The organism is Streptomyces sp. DSM 42067 (genome assembly GCF_055792885.1).
In genome coordinates this window covers 7,314,175-7,334,084 of sequence record NZ_CM147706.1, presented here as the reverse complement: position 1 = coordinate 7,334,084, position 19,910 = coordinate 7,314,175, and the positions used below count along the sequence as shown (strand labels likewise).

At 71.3% G+C, this 19,910-nt stretch carries 15 protein-coding genes; 13 read left to right on the top strand and 2 right to left on the bottom strand.

Annotation, left to right across the window (positions count from 1 at the left end):
• The first annotated feature begins 31 nt into the window (after positions 1–31).
• The 8 genes from ACSMXV_RS32995 to ACSMXV_RS32960 all read left to right on the top strand — a co-directional run bounded on the left by ACSMXV_RS32995 (position 32) and on the right by ACSMXV_RS32960 (position 8,377).
• The gene (locus ACSMXV_RS32995; protein ID WP_473179131.1) at positions 32–1,015 is read left to right on the top strand and encodes an MCE family protein; all 984 of its coding nucleotides are present in this window, start codon (positions 32–34) and stop codon (positions 1,013–1,015) included.
• Positions 1,012–2,175 (top strand): MCE family protein, encoded by a 1,164-nt coding sequence (locus tag ACSMXV_RS32990; RefSeq protein ID WP_473174792.1) that lies wholly within the window; start codon positions 1,012–1,014, stop codon positions 2,173–2,175. The genes ACSMXV_RS32995 and ACSMXV_RS32990 overlap by 4 nt, the downstream gene beginning before the upstream one ends.
• A 122-nt stretch (positions 2,176–2,297) precedes the next feature.
• The gene (locus ACSMXV_RS32985; RefSeq protein WP_473179130.1) at positions 2,298–3,593 is read left to right on the top strand and encodes an MCE family protein; all 1,296 of its coding nucleotides are present in this window, start codon (positions 2,298–2,300) and stop codon (positions 3,591–3,593) included.
• Positions 3,590–4,864: an MCE family protein gene (locus tag ACSMXV_RS32980; protein ID WP_473174791.1), complete on the top strand. Its 1,275-nt coding sequence runs from the start codon at positions 3,590–3,592 to the stop codon at positions 4,862–4,864. Before ACSMXV_RS32985 ends, ACSMXV_RS32980 begins: the two co-directional genes overlap by 4 nt.
• A 17-nt stretch (positions 4,865–4,881) precedes the next feature.
• Positions 4,882–5,481: a hypothetical protein gene (locus ACSMXV_RS32975; protein ID WP_473174790.1), complete on the top strand. Its 600-nt coding sequence runs from the start codon at positions 4,882–4,884 to the stop codon at positions 5,479–5,481.
• A 58-nt stretch (positions 5,482–5,539) separates the two neighbouring features.
• Positions 5,540–6,367 (top strand): hypothetical protein, encoded by an 828-nt coding sequence (locus ACSMXV_RS32970; protein ID WP_473174789.1) that lies wholly within the window; start codon positions 5,540–5,542, stop codon positions 6,365–6,367.
• 149 nt (positions 6,368–6,516) lie between these two features.
• Complete coding sequence (locus ACSMXV_RS32965) at positions 6,517–7,371, top strand: TIM barrel protein (protein WP_473174788.1); 855 nt, start codon at positions 6,517–6,519, stop codon at positions 7,369–7,371.
• 100 nt (positions 7,372–7,471) lie between these two features.
• Positions 7,472–8,377, top strand: coding sequence for a 2-hydroxy-3-oxopropionate reductase (locus ACSMXV_RS32960; protein ID WP_473174787.1), 906 nt, complete (start codon positions 7,472–7,474; stop codon positions 8,375–8,377).
• 405 nt (positions 8,378–8,782) lie between these two features.
• On the opposite strand, the gene gcl is transcribed toward ACSMXV_RS32960, so the two are convergent.
• The gene (gene gcl, locus ACSMXV_RS32955; protein ID WP_473174786.1) at positions 8,783–10,567 is read right to left on the bottom strand and encodes a glyoxylate carboligase; all 1,785 of its coding nucleotides are present in this window, start codon (positions 10,565–10,567) and stop codon (positions 8,783–8,785) included.
• Positions 10,568–10,892: 325 nt separating this feature from the next.
• Here gcl and ACSMXV_RS32950 point away from each other — a divergent pair, with 325 nt between their 5' ends.
• Positions 10,893–11,603, top strand: coding sequence for a hypothetical protein (locus ACSMXV_RS32950; RefSeq protein WP_473174785.1), 711 nt, complete (start codon positions 10,893–10,895; stop codon positions 11,601–11,603).
• A gap of 827 nt (positions 11,604–12,430) precedes the next feature.
• On the top strand, positions 12,431–12,946 hold the full coding sequence (locus ACSMXV_RS32945; RefSeq protein WP_473174784.1) for a GNAT family N-acetyltransferase: 516 nt from the start codon (positions 12,431–12,433) through the stop codon (positions 12,944–12,946).
• Between the two features lie 30 nt (positions 12,947–12,976).
• On the opposite strand, the gene ACSMXV_RS32940 is transcribed toward ACSMXV_RS32945, so the two are convergent.
• A complete protein-coding gene (locus ACSMXV_RS32940) occupies positions 12,977–14,677 on the bottom strand; it encodes an AMP-binding protein (RefSeq protein WP_473174783.1) in 1,701 nt (566 codons plus the stop codon).
• Between the two features lie 344 nt (positions 14,678–15,021).
• Between ACSMXV_RS32940 and ACSMXV_RS32935 the strand changes: the two genes are divergently transcribed.
• The 3 genes from ACSMXV_RS32935 (at position 15,022) to ACSMXV_RS32925 (ending at position 19,889) form a co-directional block, all read left to right on the top strand.
• On the top strand, positions 15,022–17,976 hold the full coding sequence (locus ACSMXV_RS32935; RefSeq protein ID WP_473174782.1) for a helix-turn-helix transcriptional regulator: 2,955 nt from the start codon (positions 15,022–15,024) through the stop codon (positions 17,974–17,976).
• 193 nt (positions 17,977–18,169) lie between these two features.
• Positions 18,170–18,961 carry a S1 family serine peptidase gene (locus tag ACSMXV_RS32930; RefSeq protein WP_473174781.1) on the top strand — a complete coding sequence of 264 codons (792 nt, stop codon included), beginning with the start codon at positions 18,170–18,172 and terminating at the stop codon, positions 18,959–18,961.
• A 313-nt stretch (positions 18,962–19,274) separates the two neighbouring features.
• Complete coding sequence (locus tag ACSMXV_RS32925) at positions 19,275–19,889, top strand: TetR/AcrR family transcriptional regulator (RefSeq protein ID WP_473174780.1); 615 nt, start codon at positions 19,275–19,277, stop codon at positions 19,887–19,889.
• The last annotated feature ends 21 nt before the right edge of the window (positions 19,890–19,910 follow it).

The following is a 19,910-nucleotide window of genomic DNA, read 5'->3' as shown; positions in this document are numbered from 1 at the left end:
GAGGGGGCTGCGCATGCCGAGAGGGCTGCGCATGATGCCGTTCCGCGAGCGGAACCCCGTGGTGATCGGGGCCGTCGGCCTCACCACGCTCGCGCTGCTGACCGTCGCCGCGTTCAACGCCGACAGCCTTCCGGTGATCGGCAACGGAGACGAGTACAGCGCGGCCTTCTCGGAGGCCGGCGGCCTGAAGCCTGGTGACGAGGTGCGGATCGCCGGGGTCAAGGTCGGCAAGGTCGAGGAGGTCGACCTGGACGGCGACCACGTGAAGGTGGTCTTCAAGATCAAGGGCGACCCGGAGTTCGGCACCCGGACCGGCGCGTCGATCCGGGTCAAGACGATCCTCGGCGCGAAATACCTGGCGCTGCATCCGAAGGGCACCGGGCAGCTGAAGCCCGGCAGCGAGATCCCGCTGAAGCGGACCGTGGCGGCGTACGACGTCGTGCAGGCGTTCAGCGATCTGACCACCACGAGCGAGAAGGTCGACACGGAGCGGCTGGCGACCGCCCTGGACACGATCTCCACCACTTTCCAGGACTCGCCCGAGGAGGTTCAGGCATCCATCAAGGGCCTGTCGAGGATCTCCCGGACGGTGGCATCGCGTGACAAGGCGCTGCGCGAACTCCTCGAGCACGCCAACGGGGTCACCGGTGTGCTGGCCGAGCGCTCCGAGGACTTCTCCGCGCTGATCAAGGACGGCGACCAGCTGTTCAAGGAGATCAGCAGGCGGCGGACGGCGATCCACAACCTGCTCAAGAGCTCGGCCGCCCTCGGCATCCAGCTCTCGGGCCTGGTCGAGGACAACCGCAAGCAGATCGGCCCCGCGCTCAAGAGCCTGAACACCGTGGTCACGATGCTCGAACGCAACCAGGCGAGCCTCGACCGCAGCGTCAAACTGCTCGCGCCCTATGTGCGGGTGTTCGCCAACACCCTCGGCAACGGCCCCTGGTTCGACGGCTACGTCCAGAACATGGTCGCCCCCACCCCGGTGACCCCGCGGACAGGAGGCTCGCGATGAAGGGACGCCTCATCACGCTGCAGGGCCGCCGGGCCCGGCTCCTGGCGCTGCTCACCGCTGCGGCCCTCGTCGGCACGCTCACCGTCGCGCTGTGGCCGCGTTCCGAACCCGTCCGCGTCACGGCGTACTTCCCGCGCACCGTCGGCATCTACCCCGGCTCGGACGTACGCGTCCTCGGCGTCCGTATCGGCGAGGTCAAGAAGATCACGCCGGAGGGCAAGCGGGTGCGAGTGGAACTGGAATACGACGAGGGGCGCAAGGTCCCCGCCGACGCCAAGGCCGCCATCATCAACTCATCGGTGGTCAGCGACCGTTACGTGCAGCTGCTGCCGGTGTACCAGGGCGGCCCTGCGATGCGGAACGGCGCTGTCATCCCCGAGTCGCGCACGGCCGTACCGGTCGAACTGGACCGGATCTTCGACAGCCTGCACACCACCGCCGACGCGCTCGGCCCGAAGGGCGCCAACAAGGACGGCTCCCTGTCGCGGCTCCTCGGCGTCAGCGCCGACAACCTCGAAGGGCAGGGCAAGAACCTGAACCAGACCGTCGAGGACCTCTCGCTGGCGGTCACCACCCTGTCCGACGGTCGGCAGGACCTGTTCGGCACCGTACGGAACCTGCAGGTGTTCACGGCCGCGCTGGCTGCGGACGACAAGAGCGTGCGGTCGTTCAACGAGAGCCTCACCAAGGTGGCGGAGCAGCTCGCCGGGGAGCGCAAGGACCTGGCGGCGGCGCTGAAGCATCTGGGGACGGCGCTCGGTGACGTGTCCGAGTTCGTGAAGGCGAACAAGAAGTCGCTGACGTCCGACGTGGAGGGCCTCAGCAAGGTCACGAAGGTGCTGGTCACGCAGCGGGCCGCGCTGGAGGAGCTGCTGGAGGTCGCCCCGGCTGCTCTGGACAACCTGCACAACGCCGGCAACCCGTCCTCCGGCACCCTCGACACCCGCAACAACCCCGATCACCCGCAGGACCCGGCCTCACTGCTGTGCTCCGTGCTGAAGACGACCGGAGACGAGGGCGGCAAGAACCCCGACTGCCAGGAGCTGAAGAAACTCTTCGACTCGCTGCCGGAGCTGCCGAAGGCCGGGAGTCAGACGCTCTCGGGAGGCACGGGCACGGTCGACAAGACGCTCGGCGGAATCCTGGGGGCCAGCGCATGAGCGAGCCGCGTAAGAAGGAGGGGCCCAAGAGTGAGCTGCGCATGAACCAGGGGCCCAAGAGTGAGCTGCGCATGAACCAGGGGCCCAAGAGTGAGCTGCGCATGAATCAGGGGCGCAAGACCATGCTGCTCAAGGGCGGGGCGGTCGCATGGGCGGCAGTCGGTTCGCTGCTGCTGTCCGGCTGCGAGTTCAACGGCTGGTATGACGTCGATCTGCCCGGAGGCGCCGCCGCGGACGGCAACGCCTACCACGTCACCGTCGAGTTCAGGGACGTCCTCGACCTGGTGCCGCAGTCGGCCGTGAAGGTCAACAACGTCACCGTCGGCGCCGTCGAGAAGGTGGAGCTGGTGGGCTGGCACGCGCGCGTGCGGCTGCGGGTCGCCGACTCCGTGAAGCTGCCGGCCAACGCGATCGCCGAGCTGCGGCAGACCAGCATGCTCGGCGAGAAGTACGTGGCGCTGTCCGCGCCGCCCGACACCGACCCCGTCGGACGGCTCGGCGACGGCGACCGTATCCCGCTGTCCCGCAGCGGCCGCAACCCGGAGATCGAGGAGGTGCTGTCCGCACTGTCCGCGCTCCTCAACGGCGGCGGAGTGGCCCAGCTCAAGACGATCACCGTGGAGCTGAACAAGGCCCTGGAGGGCCGCGAGAACCGGGTCAAGTCCCTGCTCAAGGAGCTGGACACGTTCCTCGGCGGCCTCGACTCGCAGCGCAAGGACATCGTCCGCGCGCTCGAGGGCATCGACCGGCTTGCCAAGCGGCTGAAGAACGAGAAGAAGACGATAGCCGTGGCCGTCGACACGATGCCGCCCGCACTGAAGGTGCTCGCCGACCAGCGGCGCAGTCTGACGAGGATGCTCACCGCCCTGTCGAAGCTCGGCAAGACGGGCACCGAGGTCGTCAACGCCTCGCGGGACGACGCGATCGCCAATCTGAAGCTGCTCCGGCCGATCCTGGAGCAGCTGAACAAGGCGGGCGACGATCTGCCGAACTCCCTCGAGCTGCTGACCACCTATCCGTTCCCCCGCGGCGCGACGGACGCGATCAAGGGCGACTACGTCAATCTCAGGATCACCGCCGATCTCGATCTGGCGGGCATCTACGGGAATCTCAGCGAGGAGGACGGGTCGGGCAAGGGAGACGGCGACTCCGGCGGCCCCGGGACCCCGGATCTTCCGAAGACCCCGGACGTGCCCGACATCCCCGGCCTCCCGACGCCCACCGCGCTGCCGGACGGCCCGGACGTGCCGGACTCTCCCACCGCCCCCTCGCCCCCTTCGGACGGCGATCTGCTGTGCCCGCCGGTGTGCAGCAGCCGCTACGCCGCGTACGGGTACGGCGGACAGGACGGTGACGGCCTGCCGCCCGGGATCGATCTCGCGCTCGCGGAGCTCATGCTGAAGGGGATACAACCGTGATCACACGAACGGTCAAGGCCCAGCTGATCGCCTTCGCCACCGTGACGGCCGTCGGTGTGTCGTACGTCGGCGCCCAGTACACGGGTCTCGTGGACAGCCTCCTCGACCGCGGGTACACCGTGCGGGCCGACTTCGCCGAGTCCGGGGGCATCTTCCCGGGCGCCGAGGTCACGTACAGAGGAGTGCCGGTGGGCCGCGTCGGCAAGCTGCGGCTGACCGGCTCCGGCGGGGTGTCGGTGGCCCTCGACATCGAGGGCGGGCCGCGGATACCGGCCGACACGCTGGCCATGGTGGCGAACCGTTCGGCGGTGGGCGAGCAGTACGTCGACCTGCAGCCGCGGGGCAGCGGCGGGCCCTATCTGCTGGACGGCAGCACGATCTCCCGGAGCAACACGCGGGTGCCGCTGCCCACCACGGATCTCATCATCAGCCTCGACCGGCTGGTCAACTCCGTCGGCAAGGACGATCTGCGGGTCACCGTCGACGAGCTGGGTGAGGCCTTCGCCGGCACGGGACCGCAGCTGAGCCGGCTGGTGGACTCCGGGAACGAGCTGGTCGAGTCGGCCTCCGACTCGCTCCCCCAGACGATCTCCCTGATCGAGGACTCCCGGACGGTCCTCAAGACGCAGGCCGACCAGGGCTCGTCCATCAAATCGTTCTCGAGCGATCTCGCCGACCTCACCGCGGAGTTGAAGAAGAGCGACGGCGACCTGCGCAAGCTGATCGGCAACACGCCGCCCGCGGCGGAGGAGGTCAACTCGCTGCTGAAGTCGACGCGGCCGCATCTGCCGGTGCTGCTGGCCAATCTGATCAGCGGCGGCCAGATCACGCTGGCGCGGCTGCCCGGCGTGGAACAGGCCCTGGTCACCTTCCCGGTGGTGGTCGCGGACAGCTACACCGTCATCCCGGGCGACGGCACCACCCACTTCGGGCTGGTCGTCAATGCCGACGACCCGCCCGCGTGCACCCAGGGATACGGGACACAGCGACGCGACCCCGCGGACACGAGCACGCGCGAGGCGAACACGAACGCGCGCTGCACCGCCCCGCGCGGCAGCAAGACGTCGGTACGCGGCGCGCAGAACGCGCCCGGCGCGTCGGCCGGTTCGGCCGGCGCCGATCAGGCGGCGTACGTCACGCCGTACGACCCGGAGACCGGCACCGCGGCCGGTCCTGACGGAACGTTCGTCGAGATCGGCTCGACGGGCGGCGAACAGAGCGTGTTCGGAAAGGAGTCGTGGCAATGGCTGCTCGTCGGACCGATGGCATGACCGACAGGACTACTGACGTGGCTGAGGCGACCGCCGAAGGCACAGGGGGCAGCGCCGGCCGGGGCGTGATCGGGAGCTGCGTCGTACGGGCGATCCGCCCGCTGCGGCGGCTTGCGGCCGGCCCCGTGGACGGCACCGGCCGGGGCCGGGCCTGGTCCGCGGGACTGGCCGTGGCGACGGTCCTGACGACGGCGGTGACCGGCTGGCTGAGCGTCCAGCTGTACGAGCAGCACGAGGTGGAGCAGCGGCGCCAGGACATCCTGGCCGCGGCCCGGCAGTCGGCGCTGAACTTCACGTCGATCGACTACCGCCACTACGACCGGGACAGCCGGAACGTGCTGAAGGGCGCGACGGGTGACTTCAAGGAGCAGTTCGCGGCGCAGACCGAGGAGCTGACCAAGCTCGTCGCCGAGAACAAGTCGGTCTCCGAGGGCCAGGTCCTCGAAGCCGGCATCACGCGCTCCGACGAGCGGTCGGCCCGCGTCCTGGTGGTCGCCGACAGCAAGGTGACCAACGCGTCGGTGCCCAAGGGGGAGGCCCGCACCTACCGGCTGCAGCTCGACCTCGTGCTCGTGGACGGCCGCTGGATGACGTCCGGCGTCGAGTTCGTCGGCTGACCGCACTTCCGTACGACCCGGCCGACGGCCCCGTACGACTCGTAAGGAGAAGAGAACCGTGGCGAACCCGACGACCCGAAGCCGCACCGGCTCCCCCGCCCGCCGGAGCCTGACCGCGGCCGCTCGCGCGGCGGCCAAGCGCGCGGAACGCAGCGGCCACGATCCCGTGGCCGACCAGCCCCCGGGGTCCACGGCGCAAACCCTGGCGGAGGACGCGAGCTTGGGGGAGGCCCCGCGGCGCCCGGAGGGACAGCAGGTCGGCCGCACGCTGCTCATCGAACCCCCGGACGGCTGGGACGATCCGCCGGAGCCGCGACTGGCCTCCGAGGACGCCGACGAGGAGGCTCCCGAGGCTCCCGCCGCCGCGCGCACGACGCGACGGCGCCGACGGGGACTGCTCACGGCGGTGCTCGCCGTGCTCCTCGTGGCAGGTCTGGTCGCTGTGGCCGTGCTCGGCTGGCAGTACCGCGAGGGGCGGCACGCCGAACAGGCGCGCGGACAGGCGCTGGCGGCAGCGCGGAAGGCGGCGCCCGTCGTCCTGTCGTACGACTACCGGCGTCTGGACCGGGACTTCGCCGCGGCGCGGGAGCATCTCACCGGGGCCTTCCGCGACCAGTACGCGAAGACCACAAGGACGGTGGTGGGGCCCACGGCCGCGAAGTACAAGGGGGTGGTGAAGGCGACCGTGGTGAAGCCCGCGGGCGGCGGGGACCCGGCGGCCTCCGTGGTGTCCGCCTCGCCGGACAAGGCCGTCGTCCTGCTCTTCGTCAACCAGGTCACCCAGAGCACACAGGTCTCCGGCTCCCGTGTGGACCTGAACCGGGTGCGGATGACACTCACCCGTACGTCCGACGGCTGGAAGGTCAGCGCTGTCGACGCGCTCTGAACCGTCCTCCCCGGCAGCCGCCCCAGACGCCCCCGCGCATTCGTGCGGGGGCGTTCTTGTCGGGCGCCTTGACACCACCGCCGAGCCAGAGGCAGTCTTCCATTAAGCAAAATAAAACTTCCGCTATACGGAAGGAAAGCCTCCCTCTCATGCCTGGTTCCGAGACAGCCGCCACAGGCCAGCGCTTCGACGTCAACCTGTCGATCCTCTTCACGGAACTCCCGCTCCTGGAGCGCCCTGCGGCCGCCGCGGCAGCGGGTTTCACGGCGGTCGAGCTGTGGTGGCCCTGGGTCGACGCGCCCGTGCCCGAGCAGTCCGAACTCGACGCCCTGCAGAGGTCAATCGAGAGCGCGGGTGTGCAACTGGTGGGCCTGAACTTCTACGCCGGGCGGTTGCCGGGCCCTGACCGCGGAGCCCTGTCGATCCCCGGCGAGGAGTCGGAGAGGTTCCGCGCCAACATCGACGTGGCCGCCGGCTTCGCCGAGTCGCTGGGCTGCAAGGCCCTCAACGCCCTCTATGGCAACCGCGTCGAGGGAGTGGACCCGGCCGTCCAGGACGAACTCGCCCTCGAGAACCTTGCGCTGGCCGCCCGGGCCGCCGACCGCATCGGCGCGATCCTGCTGATCGAGACCCTCAACAGGCCGGAGTCGCCGCTCTATCCGCTGGTGAGCGCCCCGGCAGCCATCGAGGTCGTCGAGGGGGTCGACAAGGCGACGGGCCTCGGCAACGCCCGCTTCCTCATGGACCTGTACCACCTGTCCATGAACGGCGAGGACCTGCCCTCGGTGATCGAGCAGTACGCCGCACGGACCGGCCACGTGCAGATCGCCGACAACCCCGGCCGCGGGGCCCCCGGCACCGGCTCGCTGCCGCTGGAAGAGCTCCTCGGTCTGCTCCGCAAGGCGGGTTACGACGGCTGGGTCGGCCTGGAGTACAAGCCGGGCGACCGCCCGAGCGCCGAGGCCTTCGACTGGCTGCCACTGGAGGCCCGCGCCGCGCGCTGACGCCGTCTCTGCAACGGCGCTCGGCCACAACTCATCGACACAGCACGACATCACGCACGGCTTTACCGACGCATGCACGGCTTTCTGAGGAGGCACCCTCATGAGCGACAACCTCCCCGACCACCTCCCCAAAGTGGCATGGATCGGCCTCGGCATCATGGGCTCCCCCATGTCCGAGAACCTGATCAAGGCCGGATACGCGGTCACCGGCTACACGCTGGAGCAGGAGAAGCTCGACCGGCTGTCCGCCGCGGGCGGCACCGTGGCCGGCTCGATCGCCGAGGCCGTCGGGGACGCCGACGTCGTGATCACGATGGTGCCCGCATCGCCGCAGGTCGAAGCCGTCGCCTACGGACCCGACGGCATCCTGGAGAACGCAAGGCCGGGCACCCTGCTGATCGACATGTCCTCGATCACCCCGGGGACCTCGGTCGACCTCGCCAAGGCCGCCGCCCACAAGGGCATTCGCGTGCTGGACGCCCCCGTATCCGGTGGTGAGGCCGGGGCGGTCGAGGCCGTGCTGTCCATCATGGCCGGCGGCGAGCAGGCCGACTTCGACGAGGCCAGGCCGATCTTCGAGGCCCTCGGCAAGACGATCGTGCTGTGCGGCCCGCATGGCTCCGGCCAGACGGTGAAGGCCGCCAACCAGCTGATCGTCGCGGTCAACATCCAGGCCTGCGCCGAGGCCGTGGTCTTCCTGGAGAAGTCCGGCGTGGACCTGAACGCCGCCCTCGACGTCCTGAACGGCGGTCTGGCCGGCTCCACGGTCCTGACCCGCAAGAAGGACAATTTCCTGAACCGGGACTTCAGGCCCGGCTTCCGTATCGACCTGCACCACAAGGACATGGGCATCGTCACCGACGCCGCCCGCGCCGTCGGCGCCACGCTGCCCGCCGGTGCCGTGGTCGCCCAGCTCGTCGCCTCCCTGCGCACGCAGGGCGACGGCGGCCTCGACCACTCGGCGCTGCTGCGGGGCGTCGAGCGCCTGTCGGGTGCCGCGGACTGAGTCCCTCCGAGACGTCCGGGCCGCGTCGGCGCCGACATATGTCCTGTCGCGCCCAGGCGCCGCCGCGGCCCGGATTCCAATCTCCACGGTCTCAACTACGCGAATACTGAGCCTAGTTCGGGCAAACCGGGACGCGGAGCTGCGCCCGGACGTCGTCGCGCGTAGCCGTCGGGCGTACCCGGGCTACGGAAACCTCAAGTCTTCCTCTGAACTCGGTCCCGAGGGCTTCGCTTCTGACCACCGTTGGGCACAACCTGAGCACACGAGGCCCGCCGACACGGGGGCGGCGGGCCTCGAGTTCGGCTCGGGGGGGATACCGCAGGGGGAAGCACACAGGGGGAAATCACGGCCCCCGTCCCGGAAGTCCGGGGCGGGGGCCGTGCCTTGTGGGTTGTCGTGGTGCCGTCAGGCCTTCAGCGTCCGTACCGACGTGGGCGCGTGCCACGGCTCCGTGGCGACCTCCTCGAACTCGACGACGTTGCTGATGTCGGCGGTCGTGGACATCGAGATGTTGGTGACGCGTTCCAGGATCGCCTCGACGACTACCGGCACCCGGTGCTCTGCGGCGAGCTTCCTCGCCTCCTCGAAGGCGGCGCCGAGCTCGTTCGGGTCGGTGACCCGGATCGCCTTGCAGCCGAGACCCTCGGCGACCTTGACGTGGTCCACGCCGTAGACGCCGAGCTCGGGCGAGTTGAGGTTCTCGAACTCCAGGTTCACCTGGAAGTCGATGTCGAGACCGAGCTGCGCCTGGCGGATCAGCCCGAGGTACGAGTTGTTCACCAGGACATGGACGTACGGGATCCTGTGCTGCGCGCCGACCGCCAGCTCCTCGATCATGAACTGGAAGTCGTAGTCGCCGGAGAGCGCGACCACCTGGGCGTCCGGGGCGGCCGTGGCCACGCCGAGCGCGGCCGGGACGGTCCAGCCGAGAGGGCCCGCCTGGCCGCAGTTGATCCAGTGGCGCGGCCGGTAGACGTGCAGCATCTGGGCGCCCGCGATCTGCGAGAGGCCGATGGTGGTGACGTACCGGGTCTCGGGCCCGAACGCCTTGTTCATCTCCTCGTAGACGCGCTGCGGCTTGATCGGGATGTCGTCGAAGTGCGTACGGCGCTGGAGGGTGGCCTTCCGCTCCTGGGCGGAGGCCGCCCAGGCCGAGCGGTCGGGGAGGCCGCCCTCCGCCTTGAGCTCCTTCGCCACCTCCACGAACAGCTCCAGTGCGGCCTTGGCGTCGGAGGCGATGCCGTAGTCCGGGGCGAAGATCTTGCCGATCTGGGTGGGCTCGATGTCGACGTGGACGAACTTGCGGCCCCGGGTGTAAACGTCCAGCCTGCCGGTGTGGCGGTTGGCCCAGCGGTTGCCGATGCCGAGGACGAAGTCGGACTCCAGGAACGTCGCGTTGCCGTAGCGGTGCGAGGTCTGCAGTCCGACCATGCCGGCGTTCAGCTCGTGGTCGTCGGGGATGGCGCCCCAGCCCATGAGCGTGGGGATGACCGGAACGCCGGTCAACTCGGCGAATTCAACGAGGAGTTCGCAGGAGTCGGCGTTGATGACGCCCCCGCCGGCGGCGATGAGGGGGCGCTCCGAGGCGTTCAGCAGCGCGAGGGCCTTCTCGATCTGGGCGCGGCTCGCGGACGGTTTGTAGACCGCCAGCGGCTCGTACGTCTCCGGGTCGAACTCGATCTCCGTCAGCTGGACATCGATGGGCAGGTCGATGAGGACCGGGCCGGGTCGGCCGGAGCGCATCAGGTGGAACGCCTGCTGGAAGACGCCGGGGACCTGCGCGGCCTCGAGGACGGTGACGGCCATCTTGGTGACCGGAGTGGCGATCGCGGCGATGTCGACGGCCTGGAAGTCCTCCTTGTGGATCACGGCCGTCGGCGCCTGACCGGTGATGCACAGGATCGGGATCGAGTCGCCGGTGGCGGAGTAGAGGCCGGTGATCATGTCGGTGCCTGCCGGTCCCGACGTACCGATGCACACGCCGATGTTCCCGGGGTGGGTGCGGGTGTACCCCTCCGCCATGTGCGAGGCGCCCTCGACATGGCGGGCGAGGGTGTGGTCGATGCCGCCGGCCTCCTTCAGCGCCTTGTAGAAGGGGTTGATGGCCGCGCCCGGCACACCGAACGCATGGGTGACGCTCTCGCGCTTGAGGATCTCAACTGCCGCGCGGGCAGCGGTCATTCGAGCCATGAGTACTCCTGATCCGGCTGTCGGATTCGGACTCCCGTCGCGCCCCGCGGAGAGTGCTCGCTTCCCTTGTTCCGTATTGACTCCGCACTGATTCCGCAGATTCCACATTGCGGAAAAAATGTTCTGCTATATGGAAGCAATGTAGGCGGCGGCGCGGGGAGCGTCAACAGACAGGCGCCGGACGGCATTCAGCGCGATCCCGCATGGGTCGATCTGGCCCGACCGGCTGTCAGGGCAGGGGTCGTTGGAGGACGATGGGAGGGGCTGTCCCGATGAGAGGGCTGTCCTGACGTACCGTCGCGAGTTCTGAGTTCTGGGGTGGGTCATGGTCGAGAGCGTGCCGGTGCGGTGCCCCGTCTGCCGCCGCGAGCAGCTCTACGCACCGCCGTCCTATCCGTGCACGTGCGGCGCGCCCGTCCAGCCGCCCATGGCACGCTCGGCGCCCGAGCCCATCACCCACCGGACCTGGTCCGACGACTGGGTGAGCGTGCAGTGCGAGTCGTGCGGGCGCGAGGACGAGTGGCCGCAGCCCGAACTGGGGTGCGCGTGCGGGACGGTGCTCAGGATCCCGGTCGCGGCAGGGGCCACGACGCGGAGCCGGCAGGCGCCCTCCCTGCCTGTCCACATCCCGCTGCCGCGGACCGCCGCCTCGCCCCGCCCGGCGTTCCATCCGGTCACCATCCGCACCGCACGCGACGCGGTCACCGCCGTCGCGCTGTATCTGCGCTGGCTCGGCTACCGCGACATCCGCAGCGCCGAGCACCGCCCCTCGTCCGGGATCGGGCTCGCAGCCACGGGACTCGTCGCCCAGGTGGAGCCGTCCCTGCGGCCGGCGACGCTGCGCGACGTCGAGTGCCTCTGGCTCACGGGTACGGCCGAGTCCGCGCTGTCCGTCTACTTCTCACTGGCGGGCTACGCGGCCGACGCCCGGGTCCGCGCGGACGAACTGGGCGTCCCCCTGTTCGTCGTCGACCTCACGGGCACCCCGCAGCCGGTCAACAGCCGGGCGGACGAGCTGTACTCGGCGGGGGCGTAGCCCTAGGACCAGTCCGCCGGCCGGATCCGTGGGCGGGATCCGCAGGCCCGATCCGTGGACCGGTTCCGTGGCCGGGATCCTACGCCCGAATCCACGGGCCGGGTCCGCCAGCCCGATCCGAGGGCCAGTCCGCCGGCCGGACGGCCGGATCCATGGGCGGGATCCGCTGGCCCGACCCGTGAGCCGGGTCCGTGGCCGGGATCCTACGCCCGAATCCACGGGCCAGGTCCGCCAGCCCGATCCGAGGGCCAGTCCGCCGGCCGGACGGCCGGATCCATGGGCGGGATCCGCTGGCCCGACCCGTGAGCCGGCTCCGTGACCGGGATCCGACGCCCGAATCCACGGGCCAGGTCCGCCGGCCCGATCCGAGGGCCAGTCCGCCGGCCGGACGGCCGGATCCATGGGCGGGATCCGCCGGCACGACCCGTGAGCCGGGTCCGTGACCGGGATCCGACGCCCGAATCCACGGGCCGGGTCCGCCGGCCCGATCCGAGGGCCAGTCCGCCGGCCGGACGGCCGGATCCATGGGCGGGATCCGCTGGCCCGACCCGTGAGCCGGCTCCGTGGCCGGGATCCGACGCCCGAATCCACGGGCCAGGTCCGCCGGCCCGATCCGAGGGCCAGTCCGCCGGCCGGACCCATGGGCGGGATCCGCCGGCACGACCCGTGGACCGGGTCCGTGACCGGGATCCGCCGCCCGAATCCACGGGCCGGGTCCGCCGGCCGGGATCCATGGGCCGGGATCCGTGGGCCGGATCCGAAGCCGGGTCTGCCCGGAAAGGCGCCGATGCGGGGCGCGGATTCCCGGGCGCCCGCATACTCGTCCCATGCGTATCCGCCGCGCCGCACCCGCCGAGCTGCCCGCCCTCCAGGACATCGAGCGCGCCGCCGGCGAGCCCTTCCGTGCGCTCGGCATGGCCGCCGTCGCCGACGACGAGCCGCCCGCCCTCGAGATGCTGGAACGTTTCCGGAGGGCCGGGCGCGCCTGGGTGGCCCTCGACGGGCAGGACGACGACGGCGACCCCGTCGCGTATCTGCTCAGCGCGACCGTCGACGGCGCCGAGTACATCGAGCAGGTCTCCGTGCACCCCCGCGCCGCACGCCGCGGGGTGGGCCGGCTGCTCATCGAGCACACCGCCGAACGGGCGCGTGCCGGGGGCCTGCCGGCCCTCACCCTCAGCACCTTCGCCGAGGTTCCCTGGAACGCGCCGTACTACGCACGCCTCGGTTTCCGCATCCTCGACGAGGCCCAACTCACCCCGGGACTGCGGAAGATCCGCGCCGCCGAGGCCGAGCACGGACTCGACCGGTGGCCGCGGGTGTGCATGCGCAGACCCGTGTGACCCCGGAAGACGACCCCGGCAGCTTCGGGGTCACCGGAAGTCCTCCTCGCGGTACTCGTCGGCGGAGCCCGCGGCCGTGCGCTCGCGCAGCTCGATGCGGCGGATCTTGCCGGACACGGTCTTGGGGAGGTCGGCGAACTCCAGGCGGCGGATGCGCTTGTAGGGCGCGAGGACGGTCCGCGAGTGCTCGAAGAGCAGCTTCGCGGTGTCCGGTCCCGGCGCGTACCCCTCGGCGAGGACCACGTACGCCTTCGGTACGGCCAGCCGCAGCGGGTCAGGCGCGGGCACGACGGCCGCCTCGACGACCGCCTCGTGCTCCAGCAGGGCGCTCTCCAGCTCGAACGGGGAGATCTTGTAGTCGGAGGCCTTGAATACGTCGTCGGCCCGTCCGACGTAGGTGATGTAGCCGTCGGCGTCGCGGGCGCCGATGTCGCCGGTGCGGTAGTAACCGCCGCCCATGGCCTCGGCGGTGCGCTCCGGGTCGCCGTGGTAGCCGGTCATGAGGCCCACCGGGCGAGCCGACAGGTCGAGGGCGATCTCCCCCTCGCCGGCCCCGGGAGCGCCGGTCGCGGGGTCGAGCAGCTCGACCTTGAAGCCGGGGCTCGGTCGTCCCATGGAGCCCGTCTTCAGCGGCTGCCCGGGGCTGTTGGACACCTGCACGGCCGTCTCGGTCTGCCCGAACCCGTCGCGGATGGTGACGCCCCAGTCGCGTCGCACCTGCTCGATAACCTCAGGGTTGAGCGGCTCCCCGGCGGCGACGGCCTCGCGCGGCGGCGTACGCAGCTGGCCGAGGTCCGCCTGGATGAGCATGCGCCACACGGTGGGCGGCGCGCAGAAGCTGGTGACCCCCGCCTCGTCCATCTCGGCCATCAGGCGTCCCGCGTCGAAACGCGTGTAGTTGTGGATGAAGACGGTGGCTTCCGCGTTCCACGGGGCGAAGAGGTTCGACCAGGCGTGCTTGGCCCAGCCGGGCGAGGAGATGTTCAGATGGACGTCGCCCGGCTTCAGCCCGATCCAGTACATCGTGGCCAGGTGGCCGATCGGGTACGACACATGGGTGTGCTCGACGAGTTTGGGCCGGGCGGTCGTGCCGGAGGTGAAGTACAGCATGAGCGTGTCGTCGGCGCGGGTGACGCCGTCGGGCTCGAAGGACGCGGACGCTTCGTAGGCCTCCTCGTACGCGACCCAGCGGCCCGTGGGCTCAGCCGCGGAGGTCCCGCCGCCTCCTACGACGATCCGGGTGTAGTCCCCCGGCACGTCGTCGAACTTCGCCGTGTCCTCGGCCCGGACGATGATGTGCCGCACGTCGCCGCGCTCGACGCGGTCCCGCAGGTCGGCGGGGCCCAGCAGGGGTGTGGCCGGGATGACGACGGCCCGCAGCTTCATCGCGGCGAGGGCCGTCTCCCACAGCTCCACCTGGTTGCCGAGCATGACGAGGATGCGGTCACCGGGTCGTACGCCCTGGGCGCGCAGCCAGTTGGCGGCCTGAGCCGAGCGGGCGGACAGCTCCGCGAACGACAGGCGGGCGCGCTGCCCGTCCTCCTCGACGATGTGCAGCGCGATCCTGTCGTTGCCGCGCGCGATCACGTCGAACCAGTCGAGCGCCCAGTTGAAGAACTCCGGCCGGGGCCAGACGAAGCCCTCGTACGCGGTGGCGTAGTCCTCCCGGTGCCTGAGCAGGAAGTCCCGCACGGTGCGGAACTGCTCGGTGGCGCTCGTCGTCGCCGTCATATGCCCTCCTCGTTGCGGACCTTGCCGGACAGCCGCCTGCCATCGTCCAATCCATGACGTGGATCTCACTACCCCCGAACGGGGGTGGGATCGTGAAGGGGCATGCCAGCCCCCGTCCCCTCCGGCCGACCCCGCGCCGACCCGGTCCCCTCCGGCCGACCCGGTCCCCTCCGGCCGACCCGGTTCCGTCCGGCCGCCCACGCGCGTCATTTGTTATTCATGCGGCAACATCGTGAAACCCCTTATGCGGAGTGATTGTTATTCCACTCACCCGCACAACCGCCCGAATTCTCAGGCCTCTTTGCATAATATTGTCCCGGACACGACATGAGGGGAGCGGGGCCATGCGACGGGATCTCGAGGAGCCGGCCAGATCCCGACCCGCCCAGGTCACCGACCAGGTCATGGAGCGGATCACCGGGCGGGACGACCTGTTCGCGCGGGCACGCGAACAGCTCTCCCGGGGCGGAAGTGTCCTGTTGCACGGCCCGGCCGGAATAGGAAAATCGACCGTCCTGCGTGCCCTGGCCTCGGAATACGCCGAAACGGCACGGACTGTGCTGCGGTGTTCGGCCACCGAGTCCGAATCCCATCTGCCGTTCCTGACGCTGGTCGACCTCCTGGGTCTTGTCGTGGACGAGGTGTCCGACCAGCTGCCCGCGCCACAGCGAGCCGCGCTCGAGGCGGCGCTCACCGGACGGGGCGACTCGTCGCTGCACCACGACGGACTCGCGCTGCGCCTCGCGGTGCTGTCGGTGCTTCGGGCGCTGGCGGCCAGGGGCCCGGTGCTGCTCGTCGCCGACGACCTGCAGTGGCTGGACACGGCGAGCACCGAGCTGCTGGGCTTCGCGGCCCGCCGCCTGGGCGGGATGCCGGTGCGCATGCTGTGCGCGGCACGGACGGGCACGGAGCCGCAGGGAGAGCCGTACGACCGGTATCTACGCGCGTCCGTCCCGGAGACGCTGGTCCTGCGGATGCCGCCGCTCTCCCGTACCGGGGTCTCCGAACTCCTCACCCGGCGCGGCTACGCGGGGCTGCCCCGCTCGACCGTCCGCGACATCCACCGCACCAGCGGCGGCAACCCGCTGTTCGCGCTCGAACTGGGCCGCGCCCTGGCCGAGAGCCCGACCCCGCCGAGACCCGGCGAGCCGCTGCCCGTGCCGACGTCGCTGCGCGCCCTCGTACTCAGCCGGCTGGGCATGCTCTCCACCGAGGCCCGCAGAACCCTCCTCGTGGCGAGCGCGGGGGCACGCCCCACGCTGCAACTGCTGCACGCCGCGGGCCGGAAGGACGCCGAGGCGGAGACCGCCCGCGCGACCCGGCTCGGGATGCTGTCGACCGAGCGGGAGACATCCGGCGGGCAGGACGGCGCCATACGGTTCGCGCACCCGCTCATATCGGCGGCGCTGTACGCACAGGCGACGCCGCAGGAGCGGCGGGCGGCCCATGCCGCGCTGTCCACGGCCGCATCCGACCCGATCGAGCGGGCCCGCCACCTCGCCCTGGCCACACCGGGCACCGACCAGCAGGTGGCCCTCCGGCTCGCCGAGGCCGCGGCCCTGGCCCGCGACCGCGGCGCCCCCTCGATCGCCGCGCAGCTCGGGCTGCTCGCGGCCCGGCACACCCCGCCGGATGCCGTGCACGACGTGGACGAACGGCGGCTGCGGGCCGCCGAGGACGCTCTCACCTCCGGTGAACAGGACCTCGCCCGCGAGGTGGCGCGGGAGGTCCTCGACCGCGCCACCGACCCGGCGATCCGGGTGCGCGCCTGGATGGTCGTGATCGACACGGCGGGACACGCGATGGGCGGCGTCGACGCCGTCTTCCCGCAGGCGCTGGCGGACGCGGGCGACGATCCGCGGCTGCTGGCGCTTGTGCGCTACCAACTGGCGTGGCGGGCGCTGCTGGTGGAGGGCGCCATGGAGAAGGGCCGGGCCGAGGCCGCTCGCGCCGCCCGGCTCGCCGCCAGGGCCGCGGACCGGCGTACGGAACTCATGGCCCTCGCCTTCCAGGCGCAGATGGAGACCCTGATGGGGCACCCCGAGGCCCCCGCGACCCTCGAACGTGCCCTGCGCGAGCCGCAGGACCCAGGCGTGGCCTGCGACCACAACGGCGTCGGCAGCGCCCGGTTCCGCTGGCAGATCATGAGCGACCGGCTCACCGAGGCACGCACCACCATCACCGGGCTGCTCCGCGAGGTGCGCAGGCGGGGCATGGCCGAGAGCGAGGTGCACTTCCTGCGCGGGCTCGCCGAGACCGAACTGCGCTCCGGGCACTGCGGCCGGGCACTCGACCTCGCCCACGAGAGCCTGCGGCTGGCGCGGGACACGGGGATCGGCGAGGGGGCGGCCGCCATGTTCGCCTCGCTCGCAGAGGCCGCGGGCGGCGAGGTGGAGCGGGCACTCGCGCTGGCGGGGGAGGCGGTACGCCGCGCCGAGGAGGACGGCGACCTGATGTACCAGTCGCGGGCCCTGGCCGCGCTCGGCCACGCCCACCTCGTGGCCGGGGACGACACGGCGGCGGCCCAGGCGCTGCGGCGGGTACGGGAGTTGGAGCGCCGCCTCGGCGTGTCGGACCCCGCGCGGGGCCGCTGGCACGGCGACCTGGCGGAGGCTCTCGTACGGACGGGCGGGCTGGCCGAGGCCCGGGACGTCATCGACGCCACGCGCGTGCACGCGGCCCGGCTCGGGCGCGAGAGCGTTATCGCCGTACTGGACCGGGCCGAGGCGCTGGTAGTGGCCGCACACGGCGAACGCGACGCCGCCGCACTGCGGTTGACCGCCGCACGGGACCGTCTCGGGAGGCTGGGGTACGGGCTGGAGGAGGCCCGTGCGGCCGTCGAACTCGCTCGCCTGAGGGCAGGCGGGCCGGACACGGTGGCGGCGCAGAGCGCGTACGACGAGGCTGCGCGGCTGCTGAGGCGCTGCAAGGCGCAGCCGTGGCTGCGGCAACTGGAGGCGCTGGAGGCCGTGTCCTCTCCGGCCACTGCGCGGGCCCTCTCGCCCGCCCCTTCGCCGGCCGCCGCCTCGGCCCCCACCTCCGCGGTCCCGGCGAGAACGCAGAGGGCGGCTCGACCGGGCCTCGTCGGGTCAGCTCCCCCGGCTCTCGACACCCTCGCCACGACGGAGCGTCAGGTCGCCGCGCTCGTACTGGAAGGCGCCACCAACCGCGAGATCGCCGCACGGCTGTTCATCAGCGTCAAGACGGTCGAGGCCACGCTCACGCGGGTTTACCGGAAGCTGGGCATCCGGTCCCGGGTGGACATCGTTCGGCTGGCGGCGGGACAGCGGACCGGGTGACGGCCGCCGGAACCGGATCGAGGGTTTTCCCTGGGCAACTCCCCGAGGGAGAACCCCTATTGGGCCACCCGGAGGGCCGCCCCTAGCGTGAGGCCGTGCCGTACGCACGGGCACCGGCGCTCGCCTCCCCGCAAGGCCGGTGCAGCACCCCCCACCCGCGCATCACCCCCCACCGGCAACCCTGAGGAGATCCATGTTCGGGCTCACCCGTGTCAAGAAGGCCGCCGCCGTGTGCGCGGCGACCGCTGCCGCCGCCGCGACCGTCGCCCTGGGCGCTCCCGCCGCCGTCGCCGCGCCCCAGCCCATCGTCGGCGGCACGACCACCACGGCGTCCGCCTACCCGTACGTCATGCAGATCACCAACGCCTCTCAGAGCCAGTTCTGCGGCGGCACGCTGGTCGCGGCGAGAAAGGTGGTCACCGCCGCCCACTGTGTGGACGGCCGGACCACCAGCAGCACCAAGGTCGTCGGCGGCCGCACCTACCGCAACGGCACCAACGGCACCGTCGCGTCGGTCAGCAGCATATGGATCCACCCCGACTACACGTCCGCCGAGGAGGGCGACGACGTCGCCGTGCTGACCCTGTCGACCTCGATGCCGTACACGCCCATCGGCTATGTCTCCTCGTCCGACACCGGTGTGTACGCGGCCGGCACCACCGCCCGCATCCTCGGCTGGGGCACCACCTCCTCCGGCGGCTCGTCCTCCAACCAGCTGCGCACGGCGACCGTCCCGACCGTCTCCAACGCCACCTGCTCGGCCGCGTACGGCTCGTCGTACATCGCATCCGACATGGTCTGCGCCGGATACTCGAGCGGCGGCGTGGACACCTGCCAGGGCGACAGCGGCGGTCCGCTGGTCATCGGCGGCCGGCTCGCGGGCGTCACGTCCTGGGGCTACGGCTGCGCGGACGCGGAGTACCCCGGCGTCTACACCCGGCTGACCACCTTCTCGTCCCTCGTGACGGCACAGGTCAACTCCTGACGCCTGACCATCTCCCCGATCACCACCTCATGATCACCTCCTGAGAACCCTCAGGTGCGCCGGGGCGTCGCGGACTGCCACAAGCGGTCCGCGGCGCCCCTCTCCCTTGTCCGGGCGGCACGTGGGCGGAGCCCCGTTAGAGCCTCCGGCAGTAGGTGGGGCGGAAGAAGGAGCGGGCTCTGGTGCGTGCAGCTGCAAGGCGGAGGATTGAGGCATCGCGGAGCGATGGTGATTGACGACAACGCCGCAGATGCGCGTGCCAGAGCCCGCGACGCCGCCCCACCTACTGCCGGAGGCTCTTAGAGTGCGAGACATGTCCCCTTCCCCGGAGGAGAGCGAGCGTGCCCGCCTGCTGCGGCTGTGCGCCGACCACATCGTGGCCCACGGTGTCGCCGGCCTGTCCCTGCGCGGCATCGCCCAGGCCGTGGGCAGCAACAACCGCATGCTGCTGTACTACTTCGGGTCCAAGGAGGAGCTGATCACGGCGGCGCTCACGGAGGCCAGCCGCCGCTTTCCGCTGCTCGAGCCGGTCTTCGAGCTCCTCGAGGACCGGTCACAGCCACTGCGTGCCCGGCTGGAGGCGGCCTGGGAGACGCTGTCGGCGGATGAGAACCTGCCCTTCCACCGCGTCTTCTTCGAGGTACTCGGCCTCGCGGGATACCAGCGCGGCCGCTTCGACGCGTTCCTCGGAGCCGTCGCCAAGGACTGGCGCGAGCGGGCGGCTGCCGCGCTGCGCGCCGACGGCGTACCGGCGGACGCGGCCGACGATCTGGCGCGCGAGCTGGTCTCGCTCTGGCGCGGCCTGCAACTTGACCTGCTCACGGCGGGGGACCGCGAGGCGACCCTCCGCGTCAACGCGGCGGCGGCGGCCTCCTTCGCGGAGAGGGCGAGGAAGGCGCGGACGGCGGCGCCGCTCGGGGGACGCTGATCCGCGGACCCCGGGCTGATC

Bases quoted from the DNA above. Each gene is read 5' to 3' on its own strand.
- ACSMXV_RS32995 (WP_473179131.1), top strand. From the start codon at position 32: ATGATGCCGTTCCGCGAGCGGAACCCCGTGGTGATCGGGGCCGTCGGC.
- ACSMXV_RS32990 (WP_473174792.1), top strand. From the start codon at position 1,012: ATGAAGGGACGCCTCATCACGCTGCAGGGCCGCCGGGCCCGGCTCCTG.
- ACSMXV_RS32985 (WP_473179130.1), top strand. From the start codon at position 2,298: ATGCTGCTCAAGGGCGGGGCGGTCGCATGGGCGGCAGTCGGTTCGCTG.
- ACSMXV_RS32965 (WP_473174788.1), top strand. From the start codon at position 6,517: ATGCCTGGTTCCGAGACAGCCGCCACAGGCCAGCGCTTCGACGTCAAC.
- ACSMXV_RS32960 (WP_473174787.1), top strand. From the start codon at position 7,472: ATGAGCGACAACCTCCCCGACCACCTCCCCAAAGTGGCATGGATCGGC.
- gcl (WP_473174786.1), bottom strand. From the start codon at position 10,567: ATGGCTCGAATGACCGCTGCCCGCGCGGCAGTTGAGATCCTCAAGCGC.
- ACSMXV_RS32950 (WP_473174785.1), top strand. From the start codon at position 10,893: ATGGTCGAGAGCGTGCCGGTGCGGTGCCCCGTCTGCCGCCGCGAGCAG.
- ACSMXV_RS32945 (WP_473174784.1), top strand. From the start codon at position 12,431: ATGCGTATCCGCCGCGCCGCACCCGCCGAGCTGCCCGCCCTCCAGGAC.
- ACSMXV_RS32940 (WP_473174783.1), bottom strand. From the start codon at position 14,677: ATGACGGCGACGACGAGCGCCACCGAGCAGTTCCGCACCGTGCGGGAC.
- ACSMXV_RS32935 (WP_473174782.1), top strand. From the start codon at position 15,022: ATGCGACGGGATCTCGAGGAGCCGGCCAGATCCCGACCCGCCCAGGTC.
- ACSMXV_RS32930 (WP_473174781.1), top strand. From the start codon at position 18,170: ATGTTCGGGCTCACCCGTGTCAAGAAGGCCGCCGCCGTGTGCGCGGCG.
- ACSMXV_RS32925 (WP_473174780.1), top strand. From the start codon at position 19,275: ATGTCCCCTTCCCCGGAGGAGAGCGAGCGTGCCCGCCTGCTGCGGCTG.